The sequence below is a fragment of the Roseofilum halophilum BLCC-M91 genome, from assembly GCF_030068445.1.
Lineage (GTDB): Bacteria > Cyanobacteriota > Cyanobacteriia > Cyanobacteriales > Desertifilaceae > Roseofilum > Roseofilum halophilum.
Map to the genome: position 1 here is coordinate 39126 of NZ_JAQPOK010000148.1, position 24362 is coordinate 63487.

At 46.7% G+C, this 24362-nt stretch carries 20 protein-coding genes; 1 reads left to right on the forward strand and 19 read right to left on the reverse strand.

Annotation, left to right across the window (positions count from 1 at the left end):
- Nucleotides 1-6: 6 nt before the first annotated feature.
- The 5 genes from PJF56_RS19035 to PJF56_RS19055 all read right to left on the reverse strand — a co-directional run bounded on the left by PJF56_RS19035 (nt 7) and on the right by PJF56_RS19055 (nt 4368).
- The gene (locus PJF56_RS19035) at nt 7-465 is read right to left on the reverse strand and encodes a QcrA and Rieske domain-containing protein (protein WP_283764287.1); all 459 of its coding nucleotides are present in this window, start codon (nt 463-465) and stop codon (nt 7-9) included.
- A gap of 18 nt (nt 466-483) precedes the next feature.
- Nucleotides 484-2172, reverse strand: coding sequence for a cytochrome c biogenesis protein (locus PJF56_RS19040; RefSeq protein ID WP_283764288.1), 1689 nt, complete (start codon nt 2170-2172; stop codon nt 484-486).
- A gap of 60 nt (nt 2173-2232) precedes the next feature.
- The gene (locus PJF56_RS19045) at nt 2233-2499 is read right to left on the reverse strand and encodes a HepT-like ribonuclease domain-containing protein (protein ID WP_283764319.1); all 267 of its coding nucleotides are present in this window, start codon (nt 2497-2499) and stop codon (nt 2233-2235) included.
- 43 nt (nt 2500-2542) lie between these two features.
- Nucleotides 2543-2890 (reverse strand): nucleotidyltransferase family protein, encoded by a 348-nt coding sequence (locus PJF56_RS19050; protein ID WP_283764289.1) that lies wholly within the window; start codon nt 2888-2890, stop codon nt 2543-2545.
- A 68-nt stretch (nt 2891-2958) separates the two neighbouring features.
- Nucleotides 2959-4368, reverse strand: coding sequence for a cytochrome c biogenesis ResB family protein (locus PJF56_RS19055; protein ID WP_283764290.1), 1410 nt, complete (start codon nt 4366-4368; stop codon nt 2959-2961).
- A gap of 154 nt (nt 4369-4522) precedes the next feature.
- On the opposite strand from PJF56_RS19055, the gene PJF56_RS19060 reads away from it, so the two are divergent.
- Entirely contained in the window at nt 4523-5449 is a 927-nt protein-coding gene (locus PJF56_RS19060; protein ID WP_283764291.1) for a pentapeptide repeat-containing protein, read from the forward strand.
- A gap of 136 nt (nt 5450-5585) precedes the next feature.
- Here the strand turns inward: PJF56_RS19060 and PJF56_RS19065 are convergent, their stop codons facing one another.
- From PJF56_RS19065 to PJF56_RS19130, 14 genes are all read right to left on the reverse strand, one after another.
- A complete protein-coding gene (locus PJF56_RS19065; protein WP_283764292.1) occupies nt 5586-6188 on the reverse strand; it encodes a hypothetical protein in 603 nt (200 codons plus the stop codon).
- A 114-nt stretch (nt 6189-6302) separates the two neighbouring features.
- A complete protein-coding gene (locus tag PJF56_RS19070) occupies nt 6303-6959 on the reverse strand; it encodes a c-type heme family protein (protein WP_283764293.1) in 657 nt (218 codons plus the stop codon).
- A gap of 30 nt (nt 6960-6989) precedes the next feature.
- Complete coding sequence (locus PJF56_RS19075; RefSeq protein WP_283764294.1) at nt 6990-7775, reverse strand: cytochrome c3 family protein; 786 nt, start codon at nt 7773-7775, stop codon at nt 6990-6992.
- Nucleotides 7772-8419 carry a cytochrome c3 family protein gene (locus PJF56_RS19080; RefSeq protein ID WP_283764295.1) on the reverse strand — a complete coding sequence of 216 codons (648 nt, stop codon included), beginning with the start codon at nt 8417-8419 and terminating at the stop codon, nt 7772-7774. The genes PJF56_RS19075 and PJF56_RS19080 overlap by 4 nt, the downstream gene beginning before the upstream one ends.
- 3 nt (nt 8420-8422) lie before the next feature.
- On the reverse strand, nt 8423-8854 hold the full coding sequence (locus PJF56_RS19085; RefSeq protein ID WP_283764296.1) for a globin family protein: 432 nt from the start codon (nt 8852-8854) through the stop codon (nt 8423-8425).
- A 229-nt stretch (nt 8855-9083) separates the two neighbouring features.
- A complete protein-coding gene (locus tag PJF56_RS19090) occupies nt 9084-9764 on the reverse strand; it encodes a J domain-containing protein (RefSeq protein ID WP_283764297.1) in 681 nt (226 codons plus the stop codon).
- Nucleotides 9765-9813: 49 nt separating this feature from the next.
- Entirely contained in the window at nt 9814-10752 is a 939-nt protein-coding gene (gene cysK / locus PJF56_RS19095) for a cysteine synthase A (RefSeq protein WP_283764298.1), read from the reverse strand.
- Nucleotides 10753-10917: 165 nt separating this feature from the next.
- Nucleotides 10918-11745: a pentapeptide repeat-containing protein gene (locus tag PJF56_RS19100; protein ID WP_283764299.1), complete on the reverse strand. Its 828-nt coding sequence runs from the start codon at nt 11743-11745 to the stop codon at nt 10918-10920.
- Nucleotides 11746-11863: 118 nt separating this feature from the next.
- Nucleotides 11864-13696, reverse strand: coding sequence for a biosynthetic-type acetolactate synthase large subunit (gene ilvB, locus PJF56_RS19105; protein WP_283764300.1), 1833 nt, complete (start codon nt 13694-13696; stop codon nt 11864-11866).
- Nucleotides 13697-14027: 331 nt separating this feature from the next.
- Nucleotides 14028-14447, reverse strand: coding sequence for a DUF2996 domain-containing protein (locus tag PJF56_RS19110; protein ID WP_283764301.1), 420 nt, complete (start codon nt 14445-14447; stop codon nt 14028-14030).
- Nucleotides 14448-14572: 125 nt separating this feature from the next.
- Nucleotides 14573-15130 carry an HD domain-containing protein gene (locus PJF56_RS19115; protein WP_283764302.1) on the reverse strand — a complete coding sequence of 186 codons (558 nt, stop codon included), beginning with the start codon at nt 15128-15130 and terminating at the stop codon, nt 14573-14575.
- A 90-nt stretch (nt 15131-15220) separates the two neighbouring features.
- Nucleotides 15221-17830, reverse strand: coding sequence for a tyrosine-protein kinase family protein (locus tag PJF56_RS19120; protein ID WP_283764303.1), 2610 nt, complete (start codon nt 17828-17830; stop codon nt 15221-15223).
- Nucleotides 17827-18249, reverse strand: a complete 423-nt coding sequence (locus PJF56_RS19125; RefSeq protein WP_283764304.1) for a HEPN domain-containing protein — start codon at nt 18247-18249, stop codon at nt 17827-17829. The genes PJF56_RS19120 and PJF56_RS19125 overlap by 4 nt, the downstream gene beginning before the upstream one ends.
- A gap of 55 nt (nt 18250-18304) precedes the next feature.
- Nucleotides 18305-24235 carry an alpha-2-macroglobulin family protein gene (locus PJF56_RS19130; protein WP_283764305.1) on the reverse strand — a complete coding sequence of 1977 codons (5931 nt, stop codon included), beginning with the start codon at nt 24233-24235 and terminating at the stop codon, nt 18305-18307.
- Nucleotides 24236-24362: the final 127 nt, after the last annotated feature.

The window sequence follows — 24362 nt, forward strand, 5'->3', positions numbered from 1 at the left end:
TATAACTTACTGGGCTTTGACTAAAATTAAGTCTCCTTCTTGTTTGACTTCAAAGTAAGGTAAGGGTTTTTCCGCAGGAGGGGATAGAACTGCGCCATCTAAGCCAAATTGGGAACCGTGACAGGGACATTGAAATCGGTTTTCATCGGCGGACAGTTCGACGGTGCAACCTTGATGGGTACACATGGGATTGAGGGCGACTATGGCTTGGGTGTCGGGATGGCGGAAAATAAGGACGGATTTGGGAGCGTTGCGTCGGTCTAGGATGGTTCCTTGGGCTTCGAGTTGGGGGATTGTACCGAGGGCTTGAAATCCGTCTTCGCCCATGGAGGTATCAATATCAGGGCTGTTATTGCTGGAGGGAGTTGGCGGCGTTTCTCCAGAGTCGCAAGCGGAGAGGGTGGGGGGGAGGAGGCTCGCGAGTGCGCTTAGGGTCATCCAACGGATAAAGTAACGACGTTCCATAGTAGGTGGGGTTGAGTTTTAGGATAGGGCTGGAGATTGGGATTGGTTTTTGAGGGTTTGTTGACGCAGAAATACGACCAATACGAATAGGAGATCTAGGGCGATTAAGCTACCGATCGTCTGTTCTGAACCTCCGGTACTGAAGCCGTAGCTGTGTAATCCGGTTCCGAGGACGAAGTTTACGCCATACCAGGCCATGAGGATAGCATTGAAGCTGATAACACTGGCGATCGCCATGCCAAAGTTGCCGAGCCAACCGGCTAATCGACCGTGTAGGGGCACAATGTAGCACATTAGGGCGATTAATGCCCAGGTTTCTTTGGGGTCCCATCCCCAAAATCGTCCCCAGGAAAAGTGGGCCCAAATGCCACCGAGGATTATCCCGGTGGTAAGGAAAAGTACGCCGACTTGGAGGATGGAATAGTTCCAGCGCGAGAGGCGGTTAATCCAATCTTTTGCTGTGGGCTTGAAAAGGTAGGCTCCTAGGAGGAGATGACCGAAGCCAAAGGCAAGGGCAAAACTGGCGTAACCGAGGGTGATGGTGGGCACATGGACACTGAGCCAAAAGTTATCGCGGAGAACGGGAACGAGGGGTTTAATGCTGGGATCGAGGACGGCCGGGAGGCGATCGCCCAAGAGCAAACACAAGACAGATAAGGGGGCAGCAGCCAACAGGTAATATTTAGCACGATGTAGGAATTCAAAGGTAACGGCGATCGCCGCTATACCCAAACTCACCCAAATCACCGATTCATACATATTCGTCACTGGGGGTCGTCCTGCAATTTGCATCCGCTCCCAAAACCCATATCCATGCACCGCTAATCCACTACAAAATAACCCTAATGCTACCCAATAGGCTTGTAACTTTTCCCATCCCAGGGTAACTAACATCACCAGAAATCCTAAAGCATACAAAATCCAGGCTTTAGTAAACAGATGAAGTCCATAAAAACGGACTTCTCGCGTTAATTTTTCTCCAGAAGGATAGACTTGAGGACTTAAAGCGACCAGTTGTTTTTTTAGCACTAAAACTTGAGACTTTAAGTCTGAATTCACCCCAAGTTGCACCGCTTTTTTAAGTTCGTCATAGGTGGTTTGCAGGGTTTCAACTTGTCCCGGTGCATAATATTCAGAAGCCTGAGCTATTCCCAACCATTTCCCCTTCGGATCGCTCGGATGGGGAATAATCGGTAACTCGGTACTGCTCACCGTCTCTAACATTAAGGCTAAACGGTTTTCTAGGGTTAGCGCTTCCCGTTGGTCTCGTGTTAAATCGAGATCTTTGGCTCGATCTTCATGGGCTTGCAAAACCAAGGAACCCAAGGGAGAAGACACCAGTTCTACAAAGGAAAAATATTTCTGTTCTGGGTTTAGTCCCAGTGCAGTTTTTAAGGGACGGTAACTCAAGAGAATAAAGGGTTCGTCATTCCAGTCTTGGTTATTAAATAATAGGGAAAGATAGGTATTAAGATAATCTAGCTTTTTTCCGCTTAAGGGTTGATAGTCCAAACGGCCATGAATTTGAGTCACCGTTTCTCTGGCAACCGTATCTAGGGGCTTTTTGCGTCCATCAAGTTGTACAGCTAGGGTTTTGAGGGCATCATAAGGGGTTTCCGGATTAGAAATTGTGCCTTTCCATGCGGGGAAGAAGCATAGGATCAGTCCTAATGTTAAGGCGATGAGAAATTTGATCGGATTGCTCATGGGTAAGGGATTAAAAAACATGGATTCGATAGTAAAATTTTAGGTTTATAGCCGAAAGGATTAACTCTTCTCTGCCAACAGAGGTTTGATTTTTTCGATCAGATCGGGAATATCCGTTTGGGTAACTTCCCAAATAATATCAATATCTACTTGTCGATAATCATGGACTAACTTATCCCTCATTCCTGCGATTTGCTTCCATGGGATAGTGGAATTTTGAGTCCGGAATTCTGGTGAGAGCTTTTTCGTTGCTTCTCCGATAATTGAAAGAGCATAGAGTATAGCCAACTGAGTCTTATCATCTTCTGCAAAACTAGATTCATCCAGGGGTGCAACAAATTAGATAATCTGATTTGCAAAGCGATAAATATCATGAAGATATGAGCGATCGCGCTCCATATAACACCTGATAATTCTCTAAAATAGCACGACGACGAATGGGGTTATAATCTTTTTCAACAGCAGACTTTTGTACCAGATCGACTTTGCGGTGAAGTAGGTATTCTAGGGCTTGTTCCATCCCAATAAACTGTAAAAGGCTAACTTTAGCCTCTGGTGCAAAGGTAACTAGCATATCAACATCACTATTGGGTTGAAAATCATCCCGCAAAATCGATCCAAATAAAGCTAATTCAATCATCTGGTTGTTGTGGCAAAACTCTAGGAGTTGATCTGGAGTGATGCCCAGTCTTTGGTACAGTAGATCGGTGTTTATCATACAAGCTAAGGTGAGAGTCAATCGGGTAACAGTACAAGGACGACAGGAGTAGAGCCAAGAAAAACGCCCTAATTTTCTACTAAATTAACTGCTGGTGACGGGTAATGACTGATGGCTTTCTGAATCGTCCTACCGTAAAACATTGTACCAATACCGACAACGACGAGGACGGAACCTGTCCAGGTGAGTAGGGTTATCCACAGGGGTTCGCGTTTCACTTGTAGGGTAGATTGGCGTAAATCTCCGGGATTCCAGGAAGCTTGGGCGATTTTCCAGCCCTGATACCAGGTGGGGTGGTTCATCCAAACCGTGCGATCGCTGCTAATATGCTGATGATAGTCTTGAATTTGGATTTTGCTCGTCCACATGGCGACACTATCGGAACCTTCATTGCGCTCTACGATAAAGTCTTGCAAAGCAACTTGAAAGGGAAGGGAAAAGAGTTTAGGGGTAAAAGCTGCCAGAATTTCCCCCTCTGGTGCGGGGATAGGGGTAGGTTCTCCCCAAGGGAGCCATTGTTGAGTTCCCGTTTCTGTTTCGACGAGGATAGCGGGACTCCCTTGCACGGTGCGATCGCCAACTGGTACAATTTTACGGTCTATCTGAGCAGGGCTGAGTTGCTCTTCTAGGGTAAGTTCAAAGTCTGCCCAACCCAGTTTAACCGGTTGATTTACCTCTAGGATACCGGATTGGAAGCCTTGAGAGGAATGGGTTGCATAATAGAGTTTACCCGATGAAGTGGCGATCGCCTGAAAATAATTCCCCTCTGAACTATCCGCCAGTTCTTCAAGTTTCCCCTGCGCTACCTCCTCACTCTCTACCGCACTCAACACCAATTCAGCCAGCCCCAAACTTACCCTACGATAAGATAACGGTGCAAACGCTAACCATTGTTCTAAATCCTGTCCCATCCGCTCACTCGTTAAGTGCAACTTCAGAGCCACATTACTCCTATTCCCTCCCTCTTTAAAATTTACCACTTTTACCGTATTTTCCGCATAACCTAACAGAGAAAGCCCCAACACCGAAGAAGGCGAAATCGAACCATTTGGACGGATAAAAATATCCCTTTCTGCCGTTTCACCTTCAGGAGTCATCACTTCCAATAAATCGCCCTCAATGCGAATCTGATTATTCGCCCCTCGATCCTCCCGTAACGGTAACATTCCCTCCAAGCTCAAATGAATCACTCCCGCCGATCCCATAATAATTAAAACCAATCCAATATGAGTTAAGGCAAACCCTACTTTACGAGAGCCTCGCCAAGGATAGCGGGTGAATGCCGAAATCGATAAATTAACCGCCAGCAGGAACATCAGCATCCCAAACCAGGGACTCTTATAAATCAAATGTTGAACTACAGTTGAGCCAACTTGAGCTTCATAAATTGTCGCTCCGATTAAAATCCCAGCAATACTCGCTAGAAGAGGAATTGCAAACTGGATTGAGCCGAAAAACCGGATCAAAGGAGTATTCATCTTCACCGTTTATAAGGATAATCAAATTATTTTTCTATTCTCTACCTTAGTTGATTGAGAATATTCTGTTGTATTCAGGATGACAAAAGTAGCGCAAAAGGGCAATTAAGCGATAAACTAGAACTTAAAGTTTTTTCACATATCACCTTGATTTATGACCTTATTCACAGCCGAAGAAGTTTTAAACAAACTCCAGGAAGGAGAATCTTTTGTAGGAGCTGAATTAAGCCGGATTAATTTAGAAGATTGTATTCTCGATGATGGTAATTTTACTCAAGCTTATCTGCGTGGCGCAAACCTATCTAGGGCCTTTTGTCAAGGGACAAATTTTTTCCAAGCCAACTTGATGTTAGCCAATTTAACGGAAACTAATTTAGTTTGCGCTAACTTATCCCATGCTGAACTCAATAGAGCTTGTTTACAGAGAGCCAATTGTCGATCGCTGCAAGCAAGTTACACGAAACTCTACGGAGCATCCTTAGATCTCCTGAATGGTATTGATGCTAATTTTTCTAAATCAGATATGAGAGAAATCAAAGCACAAAAAGCTAATTTCAGTCGCGCCAATTTAAATCAGGTTAATCTCACTTCTGCTCAATTAATCAAATGTGATTTTACAGAAACCAGTTTGCGATCCGCTATTTTAGAACAGGCAGATTTAAGCAGCAGTATATTGATCAAAACTGACTTAGAAAAATCAAACTTACATCGGTATATTTGCTTAAACAGTCACTGGAAAAACTGTAATTTAGTCTCTGCTAATTTATCTGAAAGCGATATTCGCTCTAGTCAAATACAAGATACAGAAATCCTAGGTGCAAACTGTATAAATGCATCTTTTACTGATAGTGTATTAGAACATTGTTCATTTTTATCTGCTGATTTAAATTTCGCTTTATTCGATCGAGTAAAGTTAGTAGAAATCAGCTTCCAGGATGCCAATTTAGAACAAACAATTTGGAAAAATGTGGAGTTTATTAACTGTGAAGTCATGGGAGCCATGTTTACGGATGCCCAAGGATTGACTGACGCTCAAAAAAATTGGTTAAAAAATAATGGTGCATTAAATGTTCCCCGTTAAGGAAAGATTTGATATCAAATCCGCTTTCTCATGTCTGTAAAGCAGAAACACCATAATCAAAAATCTAGGGAGCGAGACGCTACCACTCCAGTAATATCAACCGATTCAAAATGTTTTTGGATGGCGATTGTCAGCATTACTGATAATAGTAGGCAATGATAATATGGAAGATCAACATCACTAAAAACATGCTGACTAAAATAAGATGAGTCGTCAGCCAAATTCCTCTGAGGTTACGAATTAAAACCCCTTTAGAAATGGCTGAATTAGCAGTAGCAGGGAATAAACTGAATCGGAAATAGCGCTGGGAAGATTCTACAATTCCAGTCTCAGCAACGACTCCGACTAAAGCGGATAAGGTAACCAGGAAAAAAATCCATAGAAAAATGGCATTAAAATTAAGACCTCGCACGCCTATAGTATGGATGAGTGTACTGCCAACTAAGGCGATTCCTAGAAAAATATGTAGGCTTCTCCAAAGCTGAATACTTCCCGGAACTTTGATTTTGATTTTCCAACTTCTTCCCCGTTTGCGAAAGGTCAAGATCATTTCTAGAATTACAAATATCAGGGATAAATATCCAGTAATTTGCTTATAAAGATCGCTTTGAAAGGTTAAATAGAGATCGAAATCATTTAAGCGTAGGGCAGGGATATAGTTAGGGCTGAAAACAAAAGGGGTGAGCAAAACAGCACAAACTACGGTTAAGAGAATGAGGGTAGAAAACTTGGGTTTCATGGTATACGGTAGGCAATAGGCAAAAGGCAAGAACTTGTAATATTAATTAAAAATTAAGGGAGAGAATACCGAATGTGGATTCCTCCCCGAATCAAACCTAAAAGAAGAAATAGATTAAGTTCCTTCTAGGGGTAAGTTAATTACGACACCCCCCATAACATCTCCCAATTCAAAGATTTTATCGGGATAGCGTTCTTTATGGATGGGATGGCTATTGTGACAGGTAACACAAGCTTCGGCGATCGCCTTATCGGGATAAATAGCAGAGTAATATTCTTGACCAGCAATTTCCCGATAATCTTTATAGGGTTCCCCCGTATCAATAACAGTTTGCATCCCCACTTCTTCAAACTCTCCCCTGGGGGCTTGTGCATCATTAATATTCCAAGGTGAAATTAAGCCATACGTGAATGTACCTTGTTCAGAAGCCAGTTCTGCACCTAAACGGAACATTTGCGCGGGGAGCGGAATACCATTGGCATCTTGCCAAGCTTCCGTTGCTTCTGCGGGAACGACTCCATTAGGTTTCTCTTGTCCTTCTAATGTTTTCAGCCGGTTAACCACATGCTTGGTATAGGCAGTACGATCGGATTCAGCGACGGCATGGATATAATCAACCACCAGAGCAGGATCGATGCCACTGGTTTGAGTCGAGCTACTGGTGTTTCCACCAGCACAAGAAACAGCAGTCAGACAAATGGCTGTCGCTAAAACAAATAGACTAATGGTTTTCAGTTTCAGTGAACGTATCCAGGTTTTAAGGATAGGCATAGTCAGTTTTCCATTGGGTGAACAAGTCTTTTATTCAGAGTCTGAAGCGGTTCGCTTTGCTTCTAGCGTTCTCACTAACTTCAGAGTTTCTAAATCTTGTTGAGGGGAATGATGAAAGTTACCCTCAATTAACCCATCATCAAAGATGCTGTTGTAGGAATATTCCAAACCGTGGCAATTCATGCAAACATCTTTCACCATGCGATCGCGCGGGAGCAGGTTGTAAGTGTTATTGTGATTAACAAACACAGAATTGGTATTTTCGTTGCGTGTGCGGGGTAAATGGCAGGTTGCACAAGTCACCAGATCGGGACTGGGGCGAGGCAGTCTTACGGATGCAGCAAATAAAGAACCATGTTTTGAATCCCCATAATTGAGAGAATGGGCATCATTATGGCATTGCAAACAAGAGTCCACCGAAGCCTTAAAGGTGTCGGGTTGATGGACATCATGGCAGGTATTGCACCCCATCACCTGTTCCCTAGCCGAAGCTTTCATTGGTAAATGTGCCATCTTTGGAGTTAAGGGAGAAAGTCCTTCAGCAGTACGAATGCCATGTTTACCGAGCAGAAACGTATCAACCTGTTGCTGATGGCAACTTTGACAACTTTCTTGGTTCGGACGAACCACAAGGGCTTTGTTTTCTCCCACTTGGTGACAGGTGGAACAGTTCACATCTGCGAGAGCGTGAACGCTATTTTCCCATTGCTGAGTAATTTCTGTTACTCGTTCTGAGGAGACCGGGGAGGCGATCGCCCCATGACTCCAGAGCATCAGAACCAGCCACAAGAGCGCGACCATAACCTTCTTAATCATGCTCCACCCTCCAGAAACTCTTCACCCAAATCGGGTTGAGGAGGTTCATTCTGAGTCAGCGTGACCTCTAAATTAGGCAGTTCTGGCTTCGGTAACAAGATGGGCTGATTCAAGTTTTCCCGCAAAAAACCCGTCGAAATTGACCGATGATCGTGGAAATTATGACATCCTGCTGTCCAACACCCATCCGGCTCAAACCCTTGATGACTAGGAATATCCCCGGCAATCACTCCTTCATGACAAGCCATACATAAATCGGGTTTCAGGTGAACCCCCCGACCAAACATATGCACATGCTCTGCATGACATGCCGTACAGGTTAGAACATCTAAGTTCTCTAAATATTCTGCCCAACGGGGATCGCGAAACTTTTTCGGGCCGTGAGCATCACTAACTAGCTCCGCTTCATGACAACGCATACAGGTTTCATTACTGACCGGCTTAAATCCTTCATGACAGGAGCTACAGGAGGCTTCAATCAAGGTGTGGCCGTCTGATGTGACTCCTGGAAGAAAGATTTGACGTTGATCTAAGGCAAACGCAGCAATTCCCCAAACCAGCAGCAAAACCACCACTGCTACGATCGCACTCTTGACTTGAAAAAGATTTTTTAGGAAAGGAAATCGCTGCAAATTGCTGGTCATGACTTAAGAAAGTTGGGTTTCTGCTTTGTCGTATTCAGCTCCTTCTAGCATCAGATTCGTAATCGCTTGATAGGCCTCAATCCAAGCTTGTTTAACTTCAGGAGTCCAGCGATCCCCCAAGTATTGTTCAAAGGTTTTTAACAGCGCTCCACCAACTAGGGGATAATGGGCAGGAAGGGCCCCATACTTAACATGACGTGCCCCTAAGCCTTTGAGTGCATCACTTAAGGCTTCTGGCTTCCGTAAATTTTCGACGGTAAAGACCAAGGATTGCAAAAGCATTTGCTTTTGTTTCTTCATATCCGTATGTTCAAACAGGGGCTTTGCTTCCGGATTATCCGTAAACAAATTGTTATAAAAGCTTTCTGCAAATTCATTGGCTTCTGGCTTGACTTTTTCAAAGCTTTCTTCCAGGAGTTCGACTTTTAGTGACATTTTTGGTGTTCTCCTTATACAGTCTCGGTCATAGAAAATCTGATTTTTTTCTTGTCCGAGATATAACTTCTATATATCCAGATAGTTCAAGGATCTTCTGTAATATCAACTACGAAAAAACTTAGATATTCAAGCAAATACATAAATGATATGCAAAAAAAGCATAACTAGAGGCTTGCTCCCTAGGTTTTTAATTTCGGACTTGATATTACTGATGAAAAATGATGGATTAAGCGTCAGCATAAACCTCTTGCAGGGCCTCTTGTGCTTCTTGGCGCAACCCACGGGCAATGCGGAAGAGTTCTAGTCCGGTATGTAAATAATGTTCGTCATAGTTGTAGGGAAACCAGGAGAATTCATCTAGGCCATCACTGACTTGATTAAGACAATAGTAGAGATGGGCGGCAATACTGGCAACGGGTCCGGGATTGGGAAGGGAGCGAAACCGCACTTGGGCTTCATCTAATAAGGAGCGACAATTGTCTAAATAGAGTTGAAAATTTTCGAGCAATCGATCGTCAAACGGATCGGCGGCCAGCTCATCAATTTCTGCTTCAATGGAGTTCAGAATTTCAAGTAAGGAAAGATTGACGGGATGATAGACTCTCGCCAGCCATTGTTGCCAATGTCGATCGGGATCTAAGGGTTGTTGAGAGGAACGGGTGGGGGGTTTGGGGGATGTTGGCCGATCGCCCCTTGGCATGTAGGGAAAGTTTTGGCGATCGTATACTCGGCGACGATGGGGATCGCTGAGGGTTTCATAGGCCAGATTAATTTCCACCATCCGGTCAGCATTACCCACTGCTTGATTGAGATCCGGATGATGGCGTTTCACCAAACGGCGATAGGCTTGACGAACTTCCTGCGCCGTCGCCGTTGGCTCAATTTCTAGGGTTTGATAGTAACTCACGTCTTTTAGTAATGGGTAATTGGCCTTATCCCCCCTATCCCCCATCTCCCTATTCCGGGTCTTGAAATAAAGGCGTACTCAGATAGCGCTCGCCAAAACTCGGTTGAATCACCACAATTAATTTACCGTCATTTTCTGGGCGCTTGCCGACTTGGATGGCGGCGCAAACCGCAGCACCACTGGAAATCCCAGAGAGTAAGCCTTCTTCCTTAGCTAAACGCCGACCATAGGCGATCGCCTCCTCATCAGAAACGGTCACTACTTCATCAATCAAATCTACCTTCAAAACCTCTGGCACAAAGCCGGCCCCAATCCCCTGAATTTTATGGGGCCCCGGTTGCCCACCGGATAATACAGGAGAAGTGACCGGTTCCACGGCGATCGCCTTAACTTTCTCGCTTCTCTTCTTCAGCACCTCGGCAACCCCAGTAATTGTGCCCCCAGTGCCCACACCCGAAACAATCATATCCACCTGGCCATCCGTATCTGCCCAAATCTCCTCAGCCGTCGTTTTGCGGTGAATCTGGGGATTGGCTTGATTTTGAAACTGCTGCAACATATAAGCATTAGGCATTTCTTCGGCCACTTCCATCGCTCGGCGAATACATCCCCCCATCCCTTCCGAACCCGGAGTCAGAATTAATTCAGCGCCATAAGCCTTGAGCATCGCTCGCCGTTCTGCACTCATGGTTTCTGGCATTAACAAAATTAACCGATAGCCTCGCGCAGCCGCTACCATGGCCAAGGCTATGCCCGTATTACCAGAAGTCGGTTCCACCAATACGGTCTTGTCTGGAGAAATCAACCCCTCTTTTTCTGCTACATCAATCATGTTTACCCCAATCCGGTCTTTAACTGAGGAAGCTGGGTTCATACTTTCGAGTTTAACCACAATTTTAGCGACACAGCCCTCTGCTTGAGGAATACGGTTGAGTTGAACTAAGGGAGTATTTCCCACTAGCTTGGTAATATCTTGTGCAATTTTCATGTTGAACGGGTGAAACGATTAGCTAGAGAACTGTTGCCCATTGTCCCAGAGCCTTTGGACAACCGGCAAGTAACAAGTAATAAGCAAATTGAAACACTCTATTGTCTCACGGCTATTTCAATAGACTATATTCATATGATTTCCCAGAACTTGAGGCTGGGAGTCTCACAAGAGGAATTGCAGCAACATGGGAGCGAGTTGATTAACGATACTCAGAAACCCTCCCCGTCGTTTGCCTCTTTTGCTTTCCTCGATCGCCTTTTCTGTCACTTCAATAAATTCTTGGGAGGTTTGGTAGCCTTGCTCATTGCCCTGGGTTTCAAAAATAGCACTCGCTACTGTCCAATCGGCGATCGCCCCACTGCCATCTCCGAGTTGCAGGCGACTCACACCACGTCCCAAATAAGCGGGGGCAAAATTGGGATCGATCTGTAGGGCTAAACTATGCTTTTCCAGCGCTCCTCGATGGTTTCCAGAACGAGCATCCACAAACGCTAACCGATAATAATCCTCTGGAGTCAAAATCCCACCCGGAAAGTCAATCACCCCATTGAGAATAGCCGTATTAATGATGGCCCCTTCAATTTGGGCATTTGCCATATACGCGCCACTCAAATTTGCCCCAGCCAAATTGGCCCCCGTGAGGTCAGCATAGGATAAATCTGCCCCAATTAAATTGGCTCCAGCTAAATTAGCTCCAGCTAAATTGGCCCGTCGCAGATCTGCTTTATATAACAGCGCCCCCGTCAGATCTGCGCCACTTAAATTCGCGCCACTTAAATCGGCATTATCCAAATTGGCAAAACTCAAATCCGCTTCCGTTAAGTCGGCATTTTCTAACTCAGCCATACTTAACCCTGACTCGCTCAGGTTGCACATGGGACATTCTTTAGAAGAGAGCAGTTGTCTAAGATGCTCTAAATCTTCTGCGACCGCAGGAGCCGCTAAACTGAGACCGAGAAGGACGAAAGCGGTGGAGATTGCTTTATTCATAAACCCAAGTGCCATAGCCATCTGTTCTATCTTAAGGGCAGATGGGGAGATGGGGTAGGGGAATGGGGGAATGGGGAGATTACCCTTCTGCCCATTACCCTTCTACCCTTCTGCCCATTTAGAGTTTCGCGCCACATTCGGGGCAAAACTTGTTACTGGTGACGTTTTTGGCTCCACAACTGGTGCAATAGAGCAAATCTAAAGACGGTTCTTTATTCACGGTGGGCAAGCCAATCATTTGGGCATTGCTCTTACCAGGGGCCACCATGGGATAACAGTTTTCGTTGCGGGTGACATGGGCATCCAGAATCACAGGCCCTTCATGGGCAAGCATTTCGGCGATCGCCCCTTCCAGTTGATCTCGACTATCGATTTTCATGCCTTTAATGCCATAAGCATCAGCCAATTTGACAAAATCAGGCATTCCCATTTCCATATTCGAGGCAGAATAGCGCTCACCATAGAACGTTTCTTGCCACTGGCGTACCATACCTTGCCAACCATTATTGATGATCACCACTTTCACATTAATGCCATATTGGGCGATCGTTCCCAGTTCCTGGATATTCATCTGGATACTGGCATCTCCAGCAATACAAATCACCTGTTCATCGGACAAAGCCACCTTAACGCCCATGGCTGCGGGGACACCAAAACCCATGGTTCCTAAGCCACCACTAGAAATCCATTGGCGAGGCCCATTTTCCAGGAATTGCGCTCCCCACATCTGGTGCTGACCCACATCAGTGGTATAGAAAGCATTAGGGGCTTGTTGGCCAACGGCATAGATCACCTCTTGAGGAGAGAGATGCCCTTCTGGGCGAGGAATAACCAAGGGATAGTCGGTGCGCCAACGATTAATACGCTCTAACCACAGGGTCGTTTTCGTGAGTTGACCGGACAAGCCCATTTGATGACACCGGGCGAGCAGATCGATCAACACTTGGCGCACATCTCCAACGATGGGCACATCCGGGGTGCGGTTTTTCCCTACTTCTGCCGGGTCAATATCAATATGGATCACTTGAGCGCGGGAGGCAAACTCATCGAGTTTTCCGGTTACCCGGTCATCAAAGCGGGCCCCAACAGCGATTAACAGGTCACATTCACTGACAGCAAAGTTAGCATAGGCTGTACCATGCATTCCTAACATGCCCACGGATAGGGGATGTTTTTCATCAAAGGCCCCTTTGGCCATGAACGTCGTCGTGAGGGGAATTTGGAACAGTTCCGCCAGTTCCTTAAGTTCCGCATGGGCCCCAGAGGCGATCGCCCCACCCCCAACATAGAGTAGGGGTCGTTCAGCATTTTGCATTAAGGCGATCGCCTGATTAATCTGCCGAGGATTTCCCTTAATCGTGGGCCGATACCCCGGTAACTTAATCGTTCCCGGTTCCACCGGCACATAATCACACTCTTCTATACCCACATCCTTGGGCACATCAATCAGAACCGGCCCCGGCCGTCCCGTACTCGCAATATGGAACGCTTCGGCAACGATCCGAGCCATATCTTGGGCCCGACGCACCACATAGGAATGTTTCACCACGGGCAATGTAATGCCGTAAATATCCGTTTCTTGGAATGCATCTGTACCAATCGCTGCCCTAGTCACCTGTCCAGTAATGACGACCATAGGAATCGAGTCCATTTGAGCCGTAGCGATACCCGTGACTAAATTAGTGGCTCCAGGGCCAGACGTGCCAAAGCACACGCCCACTTTACCCGTTGCACGAGCATAAGCATCTGCCGCATGGGAAGCCCCTTGTTCGTGTCTTACCAAGAAATGTTTGATTTCTCCGTTGGCTTCACAGCGATACAATTCATCATAAATCGGGAGAATAGCTCCCCCTGGATAACCAAAAATATGCTTGACTCCGTGCCGTTTTAAGCTATCTATCAGAGCATATGCTCCAGTTCTTCGAGTCGCCATTACTGTAGTGGCCTGCATAGGTCGTTCTCCTTCAGCTTGCTTACCTTGCTAATCGTCTCTGAATTGTATCGCTTCTATTTTGAAATAATCCACACAATTTAAGGACTATTTTAGAGTCTTGTTAATTCTTAAAACTTTCAACCCTACCAGCTCGTCACCGGTCATGGGTAATGGGTATGGGTAATGTCTTGTCTAGATAGGGTTTGAGTTAGATCGGGGGGTGCTGAGGCGTTCTCTATCAGGATTTTATGACTCAATGGGGATCGGGAGCAGTGCTGATTTGTCTCGATCGCGCTCTGGTAAGAATAAAGGCCTAGAGGGGAATTCTCCCCTCATGTAGTACAACCCTCTAATTGAGCGTGAGCCACTTTTGTCCATTCAAACGAGTGACGACCCCAAAGACCAACAAACCGAGATTGATTTTCCGCTCGTCGATCAAGAAGGGTTCTAGGGTACTGGGTTTAGCTCCCTTGTGGGAATAGGAAAACGCCCGTTGTCCTTTAATGTCTTCTTTGAAAAAGTAAACATTAAATTGGTGTTGGCCGTTTTTCCAGGTTCCCACCACCTGCCAACAGGGGGGTTCTTTTTCCATACCCTGGACAGCGATCGCCGCTTGGGTAAAGTCGAGCTTCAGGTCACTAATGCCCTGTTTTTCTAAGCCCTCTTGCAGAGCAGGAAGATAATCCTGTTGAATAAATTCGGCAAAGGGCTTGTCTTCCGGAGCGGGTGGCTTTTCTTTCTTTGAGGCTGTGCTTTTTTCGTCTGCCATAGTCTGGGTGTTAAGAAAATGTACTGTCTTTCCTCATGATAGGGGGGAATGGGGGAATGGGGGAATGGGGAGATGGGGAGACAGCCCATTACTTATTACCCATTACCCTTCTGCCGCGCGAAGCACTATAGGTTTTCCATCTCAGTGACGACTTGGGCGAGTTCTTGCACTAGGGGAGTGTTTTCAGCTTGTTGGAAAGCTTGAACTAGAGCTAGATAGTACCATAGGGTTCCAGCTTTTCCGCCTTTAAATCTGTCCCAGATCCTTTCTCCAACTTGGCGATAGTCTTTAATGATGGAGCGAGCGTTATAGAGTTTATCGGCAGCAGAGACGAGGCGAACCGAGGGAGACGCTTGGGGAAGATGAGTTAGATAGGCTTGTTTGCGTTCTCGCCAAGGGGGTTTAGGGGTAGTGTAAGCGTCAGTGCATCCTTCGACTATAGCCGTTACCGTATCTCCAAATTGTTCTCGAATGCGATCGCGGGTGGCTTCTCCGCCTTGGTCTTCGATGGCATCATGTAAAAGGGCGGCGATCGCCTCATCTTCAGTTGCACCGTATTCTAGGGCAATACTGGCAACACCCAACAGATGGGCGATATAGGGCACTCCTGAACCTTTACGGATTTGGGTTTGGTGCAGTTGGTGTGCCCAAATCAGGGCGTTTTCAAAGCGTTCAGAAAGCATAGTTATAGCGCTTCGCGCGGTAATAGGTAATTGGTAATTGGTAATTGGTAGTCAGGCCGATAGTGTGAATGACCTCAGAGGCAGCATCAGCTATGCTTGTCCCTTACGAGTCATCCCAATTCCAGACAGATAAAGATCGGGAACTTTATAGCGCTCTACTTCCTTGGCAGTTCCTTCATAAATCGACAGTAAACCCACTTCTATCGCCAAGCTCAACTCATCTTCCAACCCAGTGATGTCAGTCGCTTTAAACGGAGAATATCCAATATCTCTGAGGCGAGATTCTAATGCTTTAAGTTCCTCAAATTCTTCATTAATTAAAGCATCTAAGGCTTGTTCTGAGACTTTTTCTAGAGAAGAACTTAAAGCACGGGGACGAATAATCGTCTTCTCATAGGGATTCTGCTTCTGTTCTGTCTGTTCCCAGTTTCTAGCTTCTGCAAAAAGTTGCAAAAGAGCGCGAGGACTATGATTATCACTCCCATCAGCTAGACGTTTCCAAACCCAATTGCGAGTAAAGGCAGATTTACCCCCTCTCATTCGTTCTCCCACGAGCAGATTCCAGATTGCAAAGACTTGTAATTCACTTAAATGATCGTAACTGTTCAAAATCCTACCTTGATCGGCTGATTCTACCACTTGTTTAAAACTTTGAGATTTCAAAGCTTGTTTAACCAAAACCTTAAAGAACGTTGCCTTATCTTTCCAGACTAAAGTCACTGAACGCCCGTAAAAATGACTTTTATTATCAAATTTCAGAGTTCTCCAGATATCTTCTCGCAACAAAATTTTAAATCTTAAAAATTTCAGACTATCTCCAATACCCGTTACTAAAGAAAATAGGCCTTCAATTGCTTTAGTCCGTCTATCTCGATCTTGCGGAGTATTCCCAAAACCGGTGTCCAATCCATCAATCAGCAGGAATAGAGGCGATTGTGCCGCACGATCGAAGCGGGTTAACCAATCTCTAGATAATAACCCAATTTGAGAATTTTTTAGAAGATTTCTAAACCAGCCAACCACTTCTAATTCACTCGTTGGCTTACTTCCTAAAATCTCTGATAAAGACCTATCTGGTTTGGGGGGATCTCCATTCCAGGAACTCCAGCAAGCTAAACAAATTTGTAGTAACCAAAAATCTCTCCAGCTTTTTCCGCTACTCTCCAATAGTTCATTTATAGCTTGAAACTCTACCGAACTGATTATCCAAGGACGATTGCCTTTAAGAGGACTGGGAGATAAAACAACAATAGAATTAACATTGGGGTCTTCTAGTAAACGTCTAAAAATCGCTGTTTTACCGGTTCCTTTTCGACCGATAATTAATGGAATGTTTTGTTTAAGTGACTTATTCACCAAATCAGTTTGTACAAAAGTTTCGAGGAAATCATCTTGGTATTCTGCCGTTCCTCCTGAGAATCGCAATTCCTGCAAGATTTGCTCTTTACTACTTGACAAACTACTCGGAATATCCTCTTCACTAGCTGTAGGTAAAAAGCGCTCTAACCATTCAGCGATCGCCTCAAAATCACGCCATGAATCGTGATTAGACATAATTTTGTCTGAAGTGGCGATCGCTTCACGATAAGGAATAAAGTGGGTGATGTCAGAGGCTTTAATCAAGTCTGTTTTCGATCGCTTTTCCAGTAAAAGAGATAGCCATTCTTCAATCCAATCAATAGCTCGATGTTGATATCTCTCTACTACTTCTGGTGCTTGACTCGCAGGTATGGGAGAAACCAGAAATCGGGGTTCTGGTGTTAAAGATAATTTTGTCCGTCTTGTCTTTGCTGACAATAACGCCCGAACGAGTTCACCTGTCCCTCGTCGAGTTTGAGCGTGAGGGAAAAATACAATAATAGCTAGGTCAGCTAAATCAAATAGCAGAGGAGCATTGAGGGGGGTAATACCTGTCCTAGCATCGAGTAAAATCACATCGGGTTTAAAGGTTAGATTCTGGCTTAAACTCTGGATCAATTGCCGTAATGGGTTCTGGTCTTCACGATACCATGCACCTGGATCAATAAAGTTGAGCAAACGAGCATAATTCGCATTGGGTAATCCTGCTGGCAGACAATAAATTTCCTCTGTTTCTGACACTCTAATAATATGATTTTGGATGTTAGGATTTTCCCCTCGATCCAAACTCAATAAAATAGAGACTAAGCCCTGTCCATCCCTAATTTCATCTTCTTTTCCCCATAGAGCGGCTAATCCTGGTGCTTCTAAATCCAGATCCACACAGAGTACAGTTCTGCCTCGACTAGCCAGAATTTGAGCAGTATAAGCCAAGGCTGTCGATCGCCCCACGCCACCTCTGAGAGAATAGAATGTGGTTACAATGGGGAGTTCGAGGTCATCATCAAGATCTGATGGAAATACGATCGCTTCAGGATCGGGAGATTTGGCTAAGGCTTCCGGCCACAGGGGTAAGTCTTCTAAGGTAGAGTCTAGAGGGAGAGAACCGGCCCATTCTTGCTCTTCAGGAGTGAGCAAATCCCACCACTGAAGAGTCAAGTCTTCCAGTCCTTTTAAGGCTAGATGCTTGCGTTCTGCGGGTGATTTTCCCTGAAATCCTGGAGAAATGAGAGCAATACGCCAACCCATAAAGCGATCGGGTTGAACTCGCAAGTCTTGAACCTCTAAAGTAGCCGATGACATATTATCAAGAATATGTTGTTTAATATCTTGGTGATTCATCGACCTTTCCTCCTAGATTGACGACGAAGTTGCTGCTGTATCCATCCGGTTAATTGTTTGGCTCCATCTAGCAATTCTGCAATAGAGACACTATTATCCCAACTGAGTTGATACCGTAAGGATGTATCCCAGGATTCGATAAAGAATGCTTTTGCTCCTTTAGAGTCGTGCAAATCTGAGAGGCGAAATTTTGCAGCTTCCCATAAACCCCGGAGGTTATGTCCTTCATTACCATGCTTGGGAAATCCCACATTGCGATCGCGCAGTAATGCTTTTAGGCTACATTCTATCGCATATCCAGCCATATAAACACAGCCGATAGAGGTAGCTCTAGCTTTGTAAATCGCGTCTGCATCATTGGCTCGCTCCTTGGCAAGATATAGCCAATCCTGGGATTGATTGGGATTTTGAGAAGCCATAGTCGTTAGATCGAGTGTTTTTTAGGTATACCCTGGACAGGAGATGACATACCCCCTAATTATCCACCAATAACGTAGACGAAGCATTGCGGCCAAACTCTTCGGGAGCATATTGTAAGTGCGCCTCTGCACCCGGCCAGAGATAGGAACCCGGTGTAACCGATCGCGCCAAATAATGCACTTCATAGATCCCAGGGGTGAGGCGATCGCCATAAGCCACCACTCGGTCTTTATACACCTGTTGGTAGTCGATTTGCCAGCTATCTCTATCGGCTTGTACCGCTTGATTGGCGGTCTCAAACTGGGTATTCACCGCCTCCAAACCAGCCGGGAGCGGGTCAGTAATCACCACATGATCCACGGGATGATCCGTGATAATCTCTAAGCCCACGTCAAACACTTGACCCGTTTGCACCTCAAAGGGTTGGTCTAGATCGTAGAGTCCCGTGGTTCGCAACACCTCCTCCTCATTCGCTCGGCGCACCTGACGCACCACCCGCAAACCATTTAAGCGTCCCGGTTGATTGCCAGTTAAGCGATAGCCATAGGAGACGAGATAATGCAGGTTTCCTGAGCCAGATTTCTGTAACACCAGCTCACTATTTCCCTTGGGTAACTGAGCCATGGGGACGCTTAAACTCCAAGTCGAATTCTCATAACCCTGAAACTGGGTGTTGCCCAAACTTTGACCCGCAAACGTCACCCCGACACCAAAATTAGGCGGCGTGCTTTCCGTTTGTGCATAGGCAACCAAAGCATCAAGCGCTTGGGCATTATTATAGGTACTGCCCCAAGTGCCATTACGACGCAAGGAGAGCAAACTGGTTAACAACCGCCCGGTTTCTGCGGGGGAAGCATCTTGGGCAATGAACAGGCGCAGTGCTTCCGCTTGTGCCGTGGTTGCTGAGGACAACCATTGATAGCGTTGGGGTAGATTAATCGTTGCCCTGCGTCCCGTCTGATAAATGGACTCGCGAATTTCATTCAACAGGCTTTGGCTTTCCTGTTTCCATTCTGGGAAATTGGCCAAATAGCGAGCTAACTTAATTTGAGTTACGGGATCGAATTCACTACGGACGCTGTAGATATCCGAGAGAAACTCATTTCGCACATCGCCCCACGCAGCCAAGGCGATGAGGGTTTCTAGGCGCAGGGTACTCTTACAAAGGGCAGAGGTACAGAAATCCTCGTTTTCGGGGTCGGCTAAGAGGTCTCGGAGATAGGATTTGAGCTGGTCAACTTGGATACCTTCGGGGGCAAAGCCAGCATTGGAGGCTTTGGCGATCGCCTCTGCCACATAGGGCGTAAGATAAGGATTAGACCGGCGCACGCCTGGATAGCTACTAAATCCGCCATCTTCTCGTTGCAGGCTAGAGAGTTGATTTAGTGCTTCACTGGTTTTAGCAGGGAGATTGACACCTCGACTTCGCTCGGTGACCGCTCCGCTCCCTTCGACTCCGCTACCTTCGACTCCGCTCAGGGAGCTTCTGTATTGGCTTTCCAGGGTTTGCAAACTCGCCGCAATCAACAGTTGACTCGCCATCGGTTCGGCAAAAGGTAGGGGATTGTCGGCAAACACCTGTTGAGCGGGGGCGAGAATTTGAGGCATCAGGGTGCTGGCAAGGTTAATGTCTAACCCACCGGTATCGGTGGCGGTATCGGGGGCAACATTCACTGGCAGGGTGACGGTGTTGGTGCTGGTTCCCGACTCAACCACCCGCTCCGTCACCTCTAGGGGTTTAATCTCTAAGGGCACTTCAAAAGCATCCACGGGCTGGCCGTTGAAATTAGTTGCAAAGGTGACCGTCGCTGTGCCCGGTTCCGTAGGGGCGGGTTTCAAACCCGCCCCTACCGCTAGGGGGAATCTCTCGCCCATGGTTCCCTGACTGGCTTTCACCTGTCTGGAGTCCATACTGTTGTTGGTGGACTCGAAGGTTAACCCACCGCTCACCGTTCCAGTGATGTCTAAGTTACCGGTAGCTTCCGTGGTATTGGTGATGGAGAGACCAGCATTGAGGCGATCGCCCGGTCGCACAAATTGCGGTAAAATCGGATTCGTGAGGATCGGCTGACTGGTAATAAACGTAGCTTCCCCATTGCCGAAGCGCAGATTACTATCTTTGGCCACCACCATCACCCGCCAGGTGGTCAGGTCATCGGGTAGAGTAAAGGTGACACTGCCTTGTCCCTGGCTATTGGTGAGGACAGAACCATTGTAATAGGCCAGGGGTTGGAAGTCGCGACGGGTGCGGGTGTCGGCTGCTCCGGCTGAAAACCCGCCGCCATACCCCCAACCTTTGGCAAGGGGAGAGGCTTGGGGTTGCAAGACAACATCGGGACGGTTATCGCTAAACCGGGTAGAAATGGGTTGCTCGGCGTATACGGTGTCCAGGAGGTTGGGGGCGCGATAGCCCGTCAGTTGTAAGATGGCTTCATTGACTACCATCACCGTCAGTTCTCCGGCTACCGGCGAGCCAGTGTTATCCCTCAGTTGCAGTTGCAGGGTTTGGGATTCTCCCGGTTGCAGTTGGGCGTTGGATGGGGTAGCTTCAACGGATAAGAGGCGATCGCTCAAATCAATCTTAAAGGGTGCAAACCCGACTTTAACCAAGTTATCTAAGTCCCCTTCTAGTCCGCTCCCTTCGACTTCGCTCCCTTCGACTTCGCTCCCTTCGACTTCGCTCCCTTCGACTTCGCTCCCTTCGACTTCGCTCAGGGAGCGTCCCTGACGCACCAGAACCGCCTCGAATGCGGCATTTGGTAGCATCTCTGGCGTGACTTCAAACTGCACTTGGGGGGCCCCGCCTTGCACCAGTTGCAAGGCTTGGAAGATGGGTTTATCGCGGATAATGGCAAAGTAGAGTTGCCCTTGTTCGTAGGGAGACTGAATCAGCGCGGTTGCCGTATCTCCGGGTTTATAGGTCTCTTTGTCCAGTTTTATTTCTAGCTTATCTTCATCTCCTCTACCCCAACGCACCCCACTGCCTCCGGTTGCCCAGATTTGCAAGTCGGTAGGGGCGGCACTATTTTGACTGCCTGCAAAGTTAGCACGGATGCGATAGGAGCCGGAGTCTGGGGGCGTGAGTTCAGCCGTGGTGGGAGTTTGAGCGGAGCGGACGGTGGTTTCGCCTACCGTTTCATACTCCACTTGGGTGCGATCGCTCCGTCCCCCTTCCACCACGCGAGTTACGCTAGAATAGGTCATTTTCTGCAATTCCAGTCTCACCCGCTCTCCCGCTTTGGCATTCCCCTGTGCATCGGTAACCACCACTTCCACGGGGAACGCTTGCCCCGCATCAGCCACAAAGTTACTCTTTAAACCAATGATATTGGCACTCGGCAACACCGTCAGGGTTTGCGAGTCACTCACCGACAAATTCGAGACATCAGAAACCGACACATCCACCTGATAGGTCATAGGATAGGGCAGATCTGCATCTAGGTTAAATCTTTGTGTGCCTGCCCCAGAATCATCCAGGGTTTGCCGAGTTTGCAATACTTCCGTTTCCACCACCGGCGCTTCTTCCGGCCAAAACCACTGCGGGCCGAAACGATACTCCTGCCATTGTTGGGGCGTAAACTGGGTTTGCCGACGAGTGACATAATATTCGGCTCTACCTCCAATGACAGGAGCGCCAAATAAATAATTACTCTCTGTTGTCGCTGTAATAGCATCTCCCGGTTGTGCCACCTCTTGATTTAAGCCGACTTCCACCTTAAAGTTAGGCGGATTAAATTCAGCCACCTGGAAGTTACCAGTTAACGTAATTCCAGAACCTTGAGCGCGAATCACATATTCTCCGACTTCCTGACTATCTTCTAAGGGAAACTCGACCGAAAACGTGCCAAATTGATTGGTTTTATAACTTCCCAAGTCCGTTTCATTGCCTTGGGGGTCTTGAATTTCCACCCGATAATTGGCTCGCGCGTCGGTTTTCAGGTCTCCTTGTTCCAGATAGTAGGCAACACCGGTAAACGTGGCTGTTTCTCCCGGTTGATAGAGCTGGCGATCGGAAAATATTGTACCCCTAGAAACCGGTTTTGTGTCTTCCCAATCGGCATAAATGCCATAACCATAAGCGCCACTATAGGACTCAGTGCGGGTAAATGCCCAATCATCACCTTCTCTGGCAATAACGAGCAATTCTGGAGCTTCAGAAAACCGACTTCCTCCCATACAAGTTCGCAAGTTTTGGGCCGTTAATTGTAGTAATCCTAAATCATCGGTTTGTCCCGTGGCACAAGCTCTGGGTTTGGGTCTCGATTTTTCTCCCAATTTTGATTGATAAATCTCCACCGTAGCACCGGCAACGGCTTGCCCATTATCCAGGTGATTGACTCGCACTAAACCCGACTCTGGAAACCATTGGGCAAATACCCCCAGATTCGTCAGTTCGACTAATCCGTAATAGGTGGGGGTATTCCATTGCTGCTCCCCATTTTCTTCATAGGAGTTGGTTCTGGCTTTCACTCCATAGGCGAGTAGTCCTGATTCGCCCCCTAATTCTGATTTTAAGTTGACTGCATTAATAACGGTTTGGTTTTGTTGCCCGGAAACTTGATAGGATTGCCATTGATTTTGTGAAGGTAAGATATCGTTGCCATTTCCTTGGGGATAGGCAGAATCGACATAGACTAAATCTGTCGGTTCTAGGCGACGAAATGCGGCTTGATATTCTCTATCGGGGAGGTTAACGCTGGAAATGTCAAGCTGTAAATCTTCTGTGTTGGGTAATATATTTAATCCACTTTGCACCCAGAGATCTGCTGCCACATTACCGGTATTGTACTGTAGGGTGACTGGATTATCGAGGGTTTGACCAAATCGATCCTCTAACTCAGTCCCAATCGTAATCGTATAATTTGTATCGGGTTCTAGGGCCCAAGGGTTAAGCTGAATCAGGTTGGGTTCATAGGTGAATCGCACCAGGGGAGGGGCGTTTGGTGGAGGAGGGGGATTAATGGTAATGCTATTAACGGCAGATTCGGCGACAATGGGATTATTAAATCTCAGTTGCGGGCTACCTTTAATAAAGCGCCCATAGGCTCCTCCGGGGCCCGGTTCGCCGGTGGTTTCGAGTTCGTCAAAGTTGAGGGCGTTGTAGGTTTTAAATTGACTGGAAAAGGGGATTTCGCTGGCTAAGTTGCCGTTAGCGGGTTCTAATCCGGCGGAGATTTCTAGGCTGTAGGGGGTGTTTTTTTCGAGGGCTTTTTGGGGGGTAATCGTGTAATCGTACTGTTGTTGGGAGGGATCGAATGCGGTTTGGGGAGTATTACGATCGCTATTTTCATCTAAGGCAATGTTTAGGGGAATATCGCGATCGCTCCCCGCAGACACTAACCGGGTATGTTCGGCTAAGGATCTCAGGTCTAAGGCAACGTTAGAGGTAAACTTTAATTCGGGATTGATGTCTACGGGTTCCGGGTTTCCTTCCCGATCCACATTCGTCCCCGGAAGATTAGACAGTTGAATGGGAGGGGTGTTAAATGTCCAGGCAAAATCCCGGTCTAATTGATGATTATTCAGGTCTTGTAAGCCTTGTTTGAGCGTCACTTGTACCCTGGTGGCTAAGGGAAGGGCGCGATCGGCTTGAAATCCTACCATGCGCGGGGTTAAAAAGCGAAACGTTCCCGGTATTCTGGGGGTAATTTCAAATTTGTTGAGCAGATCTCGCTGTTGGGGAGAGTCGAGACTTTCTAGGGGAATGAGAGGATCGGTAAAGATAACATTAATTTGATTCAGGGGTTTGGCTTCTTCTGTGGGGTTAATGTTCTCGATCCAAGCGGGAGGAGTGGCTAAGGGAAGGGGAGAGACGCTAGGAAGGGGTTGATTTCCCGATCGCATCCCAGCGAATCTACATCCCGTCAATGTCAGCACAAAGAGCAAGATCAACACGAATACTTTATGCTTACGGTAATACTGGCCAATCCCACGACGCAATTGGCGCAGTTGTCTCATTCCGAGTATGGAGCGACGACGAGCCATTCTCTCTTCCCTCACTGAATCTGATCTTGTCTTACCTGATAAAGGCAGGGTTTGGGAAGAGTTTGTAGATATACTTTACAATAGTGTTTACAAATACTCGAAAATGGCATCTTGCCCGCTTGTTCGA

Coding starts and splice junctions, on each gene's coding strand:
- PJF56_RS19075 (WP_283764294.1), bottom strand. CDS start 7,775: ATGATTAAGAAGGTTATGGTCGCGCTCTTGTGGCTGGTTCTGATGCTC.
- PJF56_RS19085 (WP_283764296.1), bottom strand. CDS start 8,854: ATGTCACTAAAAGTCGAACTCCTGGAAGAAAGCTTTGAAAAAGTCAAG.
- PJF56_RS19110 (WP_283764301.1), bottom strand. CDS start 14,447: ATGGCAGACGAAAAAAGCACAGCCTCAAAGAAAGAAAAGCCACCCGCT.
- PJF56_RS19115 (WP_283764302.1), bottom strand. CDS start 15,130: ATGCTTTCTGAACGCTTTGAAAACGCCCTGATTTGGGCACACCAACTG.
- PJF56_RS19125 (WP_283764304.1), bottom strand. CDS start 18,249: ATGGCTTCTCAAAATCCCAATCAATCCCAGGATTGGCTATATCTTGCC.
- PJF56_RS19120 (WP_283764303.1), bottom strand. CDS start 17,830: ATGAATCACCAAGATATTAAACAACATATTCTTGATAATATGTCATCG.
- ilvB (WP_283764300.1), bottom strand. CDS start 13,696: ATGCAGGCCACTACAGTAATGGCGACTCGAAGAACTGGAGCATATGCT.
- cysK (WP_283764298.1), bottom strand. CDS start 10,752: ATGAAAATTGCACAAGATATTACCAAGCTAGTGGGAAATACTCCCTTA.
- PJF56_RS19055 (WP_283764290.1), bottom strand. CDS start 4,368: ATGAATACTCCTTTGATCCGGTTTTTCGGCTCAATCCAGTTTGCAATT.
- PJF56_RS19050 (WP_283764289.1), bottom strand. CDS start 2,890: ATGATAAACACCGATCTACTGTACCAAAGACTGGGCATCACTCCAGAT.
- PJF56_RS19130 (WP_283764305.1), bottom strand. CDS start 24,235: ATGGCTCGTCGTCGCTCCATACTCGGAATGAGACAACTGCGCCAATTG.
- PJF56_RS19065 (WP_283764292.1), bottom strand. CDS start 6,188: ATGAAACCCAAGTTTTCTACCCTCATTCTCTTAACCGTAGTTTGTGCT.
- PJF56_RS19100 (WP_283764299.1), bottom strand. CDS start 11,745: ATGAATAAAGCAATCTCCACCGCTTTCGTCCTTCTCGGTCTCAGTTTA.
- PJF56_RS19040 (WP_283764288.1), bottom strand. CDS start 2,172: ATGAGCAATCCGATCAAATTTCTCATCGCCTTAACATTAGGACTGATC.
- PJF56_RS19035 (WP_283764287.1), bottom strand. CDS start 465: ATGGAACGTCGTTACTTTATCCGTTGGATGACCCTAAGCGCACTCGCG.
- PJF56_RS19080 (WP_283764295.1), bottom strand. CDS start 8,419: ATGACCAGCAATTTGCAGCGATTTCCTTTCCTAAAAAATCTTTTTCAA.
- PJF56_RS19070 (WP_283764293.1), bottom strand. CDS start 6,959: ATGCCTATCCTTAAAACCTGGATACGTTCACTGAAACTGAAAACCATT.
- PJF56_RS19060 (WP_283764291.1), top strand. CDS start 4,523: ATGACCTTATTCACAGCCGAAGAAGTTTTAAACAAACTCCAGGAAGGA.